8 protein-coding genes are annotated in these 6,937 nt (G+C 58.6%); 7 read left to right on the top strand and 1 reads right to left on the bottom strand.

Features of this window, described 5'->3' with window-relative positions:
• The 6 genes from RDL77_RS01185 to RDL77_RS01160 all read left to right on the top strand — a co-directional run.
• A partial coding sequence (locus RDL77_RS01185) for an alpha/beta hydrolase fold domain-containing protein (protein ID WP_288191513.1) occupies positions 1-429 on the top strand: 429 nt, incomplete at its 5' end.
• A 25-nt stretch (positions 430-454) separates the two neighbouring features.
• Positions 455-1,657 (top strand): sugar ABC transporter substrate-binding protein, encoded by a 1,203-nt coding sequence (locus RDL77_RS01180; protein ID WP_223614401.1) that lies wholly within the window; start codon positions 455-457, stop codon positions 1,655-1,657.
• A gap of 43 nt (positions 1,658-1,700) precedes the next feature.
• Entirely contained in the window at positions 1,701-2,624 is a 924-nt protein-coding gene (locus tag RDL77_RS01175; protein ID WP_223614399.1) for a carbohydrate ABC transporter permease, read from the top strand.
• Positions 2,621-3,454, top strand: coding sequence for a carbohydrate ABC transporter permease (locus RDL77_RS01170; RefSeq protein ID WP_288191512.1), 834 nt, complete (start codon positions 2,621-2,623; stop codon positions 3,452-3,454). The genes RDL77_RS01175 and RDL77_RS01170 overlap by 4 nt, the downstream gene beginning before the upstream one ends.
• Before the next feature lie 26 nt (positions 3,455-3,480).
• On the top strand, positions 3,481-4,362 hold the full coding sequence (locus tag RDL77_RS01165) for a sugar phosphate isomerase/epimerase family protein (RefSeq protein WP_308526335.1): 882 nt from the start codon (positions 3,481-3,483) through the stop codon (positions 4,360-4,362).
• Complete coding sequence (locus tag RDL77_RS01160; RefSeq protein ID WP_288191510.1) at positions 4,359-5,354, top strand: Gfo/Idh/MocA family protein; 996 nt, start codon at positions 4,359-4,361, stop codon at positions 5,352-5,354. Before RDL77_RS01165 ends, RDL77_RS01160 begins: the two co-directional genes overlap by 4 nt.
• Positions 5,355-5,461: 107 nt before the next feature.
• Here the strand turns inward: RDL77_RS01160 and RDL77_RS01155 are convergent, their stop codons facing one another.
• Complete coding sequence (locus tag RDL77_RS01155; RefSeq protein ID WP_288191508.1) at positions 5,462-5,905, bottom strand: MarR family winged helix-turn-helix transcriptional regulator; 444 nt, start codon at positions 5,903-5,905, stop codon at positions 5,462-5,464.
• Positions 5,906-6,054: 149 nt separating this feature from the next.
• On the opposite strand from RDL77_RS01155, the gene RDL77_RS01150 reads away from it, so the two are divergent.
• The gene (locus tag RDL77_RS01150; protein ID WP_374042632.1) at positions 6,055-6,813 is read left to right on the top strand and encodes an alpha/beta fold hydrolase; all 759 of its coding nucleotides are present in this window, start codon (positions 6,055-6,057) and stop codon (positions 6,811-6,813) included.
• Positions 6,814-6,937 lie beyond the last annotated feature (124 nt).

The following is a 6,937-nucleotide window of genomic DNA, read 5'->3' as shown; positions in this document are numbered from 1 at the left end:
GGACGGTCGCTGCCATCGGGCGCGCTGCTGTTTTACGGCACGTTTGATGCCGATTTCAATACGGAGTCCTATCGGCATTTTGCCGATGGTCCGGGGCTGACGCTTGGTAAAATGCAGCGTTACTGGGACTGGTACTGCGCGGATCATCAGGCGCGGCGCAATCCATTGGCTGCTCCGCTTCAGGCTGATGATGACGCGCTGCGCGCCTTGCCGCCGCTCTATCTCATGGCTGCCGGGGTCGATCCGTTGCTGTCCGATACGCTTCGTCTAGCCGACCGGCTGAAGGCGGTCGGCCGCGATGATCCCCTGTCGGTGATGCCGGGGGTCACGCATGGATTTCTGCAAAACACCAACGAACTGGCGGCAGCGCGGGAGGCGCTTAAGTCGGCTGGTGAAGCTGCCCGGGGCATGATCGGCGGCAATCGATAAATGCATAATAAACGTGGAGGAAACAATGAGCATTCTCAAGAAGCTGGGTATCAGCTGCGCATTCCTGACCGGCTTGGCGATCAGCACGGCCAACGCGGCGGAAACGGTGCGATTCTGGTACCATTTCGACAATCCGGAAAATCCGATGTCGGATCTCGTGGCGAAGTTCCAGGCCAAAAACCCGGATATCAAGATCGAAGCTGAGAACGTTCCATGGAACAGTTATTACGATAATCTCTACACTTCGCTGGTTGGCGGCAACGCGCCGGACGCCGGAATGGTCAAGCTTTTCGCGCAGCCAAGACTGGCGGAAATGGGTGCACTTGAGCCGCTCGGCGACCGTATCAACGCATGGCCAGGCAAAGCCGACCTGCTGGACAATCTGCTGGAATTGAACAAGGGGCCGGACGGACAACAATATTATCTGCCGATCCAGTATGTCGTGCTTTATCTCTATTATCGTGCCGATCTGTTCAAGGACGCGAACCTCAATCCGCCCGCCACCTGCGAGGAGTTTCGCACGGCAGCGCAAAAGCTGACCAAGGCACCTGACACCTATGGCTTTGGCCTGCGTGGCGGCAAGGGCGGCTGGGATCAGTGGGGAGCATTTGTCTTTTCGCAAGGGGCGGAACTCAAGCCGGGCGGTTTGACCACGCCAGCGGCTATTGCCGCCAACCAGTGGTTGATAGATCTGTTCCAAAAGGACAAGGTCATCCCGCCATCGGCCCCCAACGACGGCTTCCAGGAAATTGTCGCGGCGTTCAAGGCCGGCAAGACGGCCATGACCATTCACCATATCGGCTCGTCGAATGACCTGGTCAAAGCGCTCGGTGACAAGGTCTCCGCAGTTCCCGTCCCCAAATGCGGCGGCAAGCAGTGGACCTCCTATGGCGACGAATCCCTGGCGATCTTTTCGTCGTCACAGGTAAAGGACGCTGCGTGGAAGTGGATTTCCTTCCTGGCGGAAGCTGAAAACAACGTGGCCTTCAACAAGGCAACCGGGCAGATGACCGTGACCAAGAGCGGAGCGGAACATTGGACCCTGCACGAACGCAGGTTTGTTGACGCCACGGTCCAGTCCTTGCCCTTTGCACACGTCTTGCCGCAAAGCACCGCCACGGCAGAGTTCGTCAACACCGCGTGGCAGACGTCAATGCAGCAGGCGCTGACCGGCCAGATCACGTCGCAGCAGATGATGGAGCAACTCGAGAATCTGTTCGCGCAATAGCGCGTGCAGGTTCCCGTCATTGGCACCGCCAGAAAGTCAGCCCATGTCCACGCTCGCACCATCCGCACCGGACGATTTCACGCAGGCGCGCCCGCTCCGCAGCAGGCTGATGCCCTATGCTTTGCTGGCGCCTGCTGTGCTGGTGACATTGTTCATCGTGTTTTTTCCGATGTTCCAGGCGGTTGTCACCAGCTTCTATGACGTCATCCTGTGGAAGCCGAACGCCAATCGCTTCGTTGGCTTTGGCAACTATGTCAAACTTCTGCGTGATCCGGTGTTCTGGACGTCGCTTGGCCACACGGCAATCTGGATCGGTCTGACGGTTCCGTTGCAAATGGGGCTTGGTCTTGTCACGGCACTTCTGCTCAACCGGGAATTTCCCTGGCGTGGCTTGGCGCGGGCGCTGGTCATCATTCCCTGGGCATTGCCAAGTGTGGTCATCGCTTTGATGTGGCGCTGGATTTATGACCCGACCACAGGGGTGCTCAACGATATCCTGCTCTATCTCTCCATCATTCATTCGACGGTGCCCTGGCTCGCCGATCCCCACCTCGCGCTCTATGCCGTAATCGCGACGCTGACCTGGCAGGGTTTTCCGTTTTTCGCAGTGATGATCCTGGCTGGCCTGCAAGGCATTCCGCAAAGTCAGTATGAAGCCGCCTCTATCGACGGTGCCAGCCCTTGGCGGCAGTTCGTCCATATAACGCTGCCAGGAATTGCGCCCGTGCTGGCAACCGCAGGATTGCTGCGCATCATCTGGGTTGCCAATTCCATGGACGTGATTTTTGTAATGACCGGCGGCGGCCCGGGCTATGCAACGCACACACTGCCGCTCTACGCCTTCATCAAGGCGCGTCAAAATCTCGACTTCGGTTACGGGACAGCGATCGCAGTGACCTTCACACTTCTGCTCGGGGCGATCGTTGCGGTCTACATCGTCCGCACGCTGCGCGAGGTGGAAAGATGAACAAGCCCTCGACACTCCGGCGCATTCTCACAACCGACATTCCTGTTGTCCTGATCATCCTTCTCGCCATAGGGCCATTTGTCTGGATGATCCTCACCTCGCTCACGCCGACCACGCAGCTGTCCGCGTCCGGTGTATCCTTGTCACCATCAGGATGGAGCATCGACAATTATGCCCGGCTTCTCCGGCAAACCTCGTTTCTTCACAACATGCTGGACAGCCTGATCATTGCCGGCGGCACCGTTGTCCTCGGACTTGTCGTTTCGGTTACCGCAGCCTATGCATTGTCGCGCTTCCGGTTTGCCGGACGCAAGCTGATCATGCTGCAGTTCCTGCTGGTCAACATGTTCCCGATCGTGCTCCTGATCCTGCCGCTCTTCGTCCTCATGCGGAAGATCGGTATTCTCGATACCCATATCGGGCTGATCCTTGCTAATTCGACGGTTGCCATTCCCTTTGCCGTCTGGATGCTGACCAGCTATGTCGGTGCCATTCCGCGCAGCCTCGACGAGGCGGCCATGATCGATGGCTGTTCGCGGCTGCAGGCCCTGCGGCGCATCGTTCTGCCCCTGGCGATGCCCGGCATCATTTCCACCGGTATCTACATCTTCATCACCGCCTGGAACGAGTACCTCTATGCCTTGACGCTGGGAGGCCGCAATGTCCGACCGGTTACCGTAGCGATCCAGACCCTGATCGGTGAGTACCAGATCGAGTGGGGTTTGCTTGCCGCGGGCGGCGTTGTCGGTGCGCTGCCTGCCACCCTCCTTTTCCTTCTCGTCCAACGCCGTCTCATCGGTGGCCTTACCCAAGGTGCGGTGAAGGGATGACCCATGCTTATCAAAGAGGACCTATGATGAATCCCATCGGATTGATCTCCATGCAATATGCAAGGCCGTTTACCGCCGCGCATTTTCCCCTGTTCAAGAAGATGCGCGACCTCGGCTTCGACTTCGTCGAATTGCTTGTGCCTGAACCGGGCGAAATCGATCTTGCCGAGGCCAGGCGTGCGCTGGACGATGCAGGACTCGATGTCGTGCTCGCGGCACGCGTCAATCTTCAGCGCAACCTCTCGTCAGATGATCAGAATGCGCATCGCGCCGGGATCGACTATCTGCGCTATACGGCAGACTGCGCGGCAGCGCTCGGTGCGCGCGTGGTTGGCGGGCCGTTGACAGGCAATCCGCTGGTCTTTGCCGGACGCGCTCCTCTGCCCGTGCCTGAAGATGAGCGGCTGGCGCGCAAGGAGCGCTGTGTCAAAGGTCTGGTGGAAGCAGGCAACCATGCTGCAAGCGCAGGTGTCCTGCTTGCGATTGAACCGCTCAACCGGTTTGAAAGCGATGTGCTGTGCACGACACAGCAGGCCATCGAACTTCTTGAAGCGGTCGATCATCCAGCCATCAAGCTGATGCTCGATACCTTCCATATGCACATGGAAGAAGCCTCGATTGCCGAAGCCATCCGGCTGGGCGGAGCACACCTCGTGCATTTCCAGGCGAACGAAAACCATCGCGGGTTTCCGGGGACCGGATCGACAGACTGGGTTTCCGTCGGTCGGGCGCTGCACGAGATCGGTTACAACGGGCCGGTATCGTTGGAACCGTTCCGGCGCAATGACGACCGTTTCGGCGTTCCTTTCGCGCAGTGGCGCCCGCCCCATGAGGATGAAAGCGAGCGACTGGCGGCGAGTGCAGCCTTTATCAAATCCCACCTCACACTGACGGAATATCGGCGATGACATTGAAAATCGGCTGGATCGGTTGCGGTATTCACGCAACCCAGATGCTTCTTCCGCAACTTGTTCGCCACGATGTCGAGATCGTTGCACTGTGCGATATTGATGGCAAACGCCTGGCGGATGCAGGGCGGCAATTCGGCGTGTCCCGCCTGACCAGCGATGCCGAGGAGTTGATCCGCATGTCCGGCATCGATGCCGTCGGCATGGCTGTGGGCCCTGAGCAGCACCTGCACTTCGGCAAAATGGCTCTTGAGCGAGGATTGCCTGTGTTCATGGAAAAGCCGCCCTCAGGCACGGCGCAGGGCGCGCGTGAATTGCGTGCAGCGTCCGAACGCTCCGGAAAGCCGCTGCTGGTCGGCTTCATGAAGCGCTATTCTGTCGGCAACAAGATTGCCCACAACATCATCCAATCCGGACGTTTCGGGCCTGTACTCGGCCTCACGGGGTATTACATGACAGCCCCGGGCTATTTCACCGGGAATGTCGACTACACCGGCTTCTTCTTGCACCACTGCGTGCACTACATGGATCTGGTATCGTTCTTCGTGTCGCCGATACGGACGATTTCCGCGCGGAAGGTGGAAAAGACGCCGGGCAGGGTACTCTTTCACGTGGGTTTCGAGTTTGAATGCGGAGCCATCGGCAATATTGCGATGGGGACGATCCAGTCGCGTGGCACACCGGTCGAACGTATCGAACTGATGGGTGATCACCAGCGGCTGGAGGTGGATGACGTGATCGAGGTGCGCTGGAACCGCAATCCTCCGTTCAAGGTCAACGATCCCCATGCGACGCTCGCCGACGATCTGGATACGCTGACATGGAAGCCAAATTTCACCGCAGCGGCGAACGAGGATCCGAAAGGCTATCACTCACTCCTCGCCGACGTCGTATCGGCGCTTGGCGGCGCTTCGACACCCGCTCCGACGATTCATGACGGAGTGATTGCGATGGAATGGCTCGAAGCGTTGCGGCGTGAACTTTCCTTGTAGGATTGGCGGATTCCCGGTGATGCCGCAGTGTCTGTGGCATTACCGGCGTCAACCAAGTCGATCAACTCGCGGACAATCCAGTCACTCCCGTTCAACGGATGCGGCCATTAGGCCGATGCTTTTGTCATTCCGTCGCGCAACAACTGGACCTTGCGGTTGAGATCGATCATCTCCGGTATGGTGAAGCCGGAGCGGCGCAACAGCGTCTCCGTGAGACAACCTGTCCTGGCGTGAAGGTCGGTGCCTTTGGGGCTGAGATGCACCTCAACCTGACGCTCATCGATAACGCTGCGGCGGCGTACGAGAAAGCCGGCGCTTTCCAGCCGCTTGACGGCGGGCGTAATGGTGCTTGGCTCCAGCGCCAGCCGATCGCCAATGGCGCTGATGGTCAGACCGTCGTGTTCCCATAGGGTGCTCAGGACAAGATACTGCGTATAGGTAACCCCAAGCTCATCGAGCATCGGCTTGTAGACCCGGTGGATGGCGATCGACGCCGAATAGATTGAAAAGCAGAGCTGGCTGTCAAGCGGCAAGGTGGGTGCGTTGTCCATTGTCGTCTCCTTGATTTGAAGGTGTTTATAACCTTTATCACAATAATGATATCGCGATAAAGAAAATGCTTTACAAGGTTTGGATCATCGGTTATTTATTAATTATCGCGATAATGATTATTGCGAACCAAACAAAAGGAGATACGCACATGAGCAAGATCCTGACCGCAGCCGCCACCCTCGCCATGGCCGCAACCGCTTTGAACCCCGTTCACGCCGCACCCGCCGGTGCCAAGAACATCGTCCTTGTCCACGGTGGCTTCGTCGATGGCTCCGGTTGGCAGGGCGTTTACAACATCCTGAAAAAGGATGGTTACACCGTCAGCATCGTGCAGAATCCGACCACCTCGCTGGCCGATGACGTGGCTGTGACCAAGCGGGTCATCGCACAGCAGGACGGTCCCGTGATCCTGGTTGGCCATTCCTATGGCGGCGTCGTTGTCAGCGAAGCCGGCACGGATGAAAAGGTGAAGGCCGTCGTTTATATCGCAGCGTTTGCACCCGATAAAGGCGAGTCCGTCTCGTCCCTGATCGCCAATCCGCCTGCTGGCGCTCCCGTGCCTCCGATCCTGCCGCCTGTTGATGGCTACCTGTTCCTTGACAAGGCCAAGTTCGCCGCCGCCTTCGCTGCCGATGTTGATGCGGGAACGGCTGCATTCATGGCTGACTCGCAGGTTCCCTGGGGTGTCGAAGCCCTGGCCGGTGCCGTGACCGAACCGGCGTGGAAGAGCAAGCCGAGCTTCTACCTGGTTGCCTCGGACGATCACATGATCCCGCCGCCCGCCCAGCGCATGATGGCCAAGCGCGCGAATGCCACCGTCGTCGAAACGGCCGGCAGCCATGCCGTCTATGTTTCCAAGCCTGAAGCCGTCGCTGCTCTCATCGAACAGGCAGCCGCCGCCAAGTAAGCATCCACTTTCGCCGGATAACCGGGGCGTCCTAGGCGCTCCGGTTATCCGCGTCTTTCATCTGTCGTGGCCAGACCGGGCAAAGATCGGACTCTGGCAAAACGAGGTTGGAGGGCGTATATTG

This window comes from uncultured Phyllobacterium sp. (genome assembly GCF_902479695.1).
GTDB classification, from domain to species: Bacteria; Pseudomonadota; Alphaproteobacteria; order Rhizobiales; family Rhizobiaceae; genus Phyllobacterium; species Phyllobacterium calauticae.
This window is presented reverse-complemented; position numbering and strand designations above follow the sequence as displayed.